Source organism: Acinetobacter lactucae (assembly GCF_013344765.1).
GTDB classification, from domain to species: domain Bacteria; phylum Pseudomonadota; class Gammaproteobacteria; order Pseudomonadales; family Moraxellaceae; genus Acinetobacter; species Acinetobacter lactucae_A.
In genome coordinates this window covers 1-207 of sequence record NZ_JABVBF010000484.1, presented here as the reverse complement: position 1 = coordinate 207, position 207 = coordinate 1, and the positions used below count along the sequence as shown (strand labels likewise).

Genomic DNA, 207 nt, shown 5'->3' with positions numbered 1-207 from the left:
ATTACGGTTACCAGTGTGACTGCGGGTGACAGCAAGCTGGACAGCAACGGTTTAACCGTTACAGGTGGCCCGAGTGTGACCAAGTCAGGCATTGATGCGGCGAACACCAACATCAGCAATGTAGCGGATGCGGTGAGTGCAGATCAGGCTGTGAACCTGGGTCAATTACAAACTGCGACAACAGCAGCGAATGACAAGACCGATGCG

The 207-nt window shown here is 53.6% G+C and carries 1 protein-coding gene; it reads left to right on the top strand.

The features are described from left to right. Positions 1 to 207, top strand: a 207-nt coding sequence (locus tag HUN22_RS17960; protein WP_174732152.1) for a hypothetical protein, incomplete at both ends; no start/stop codon positions are given.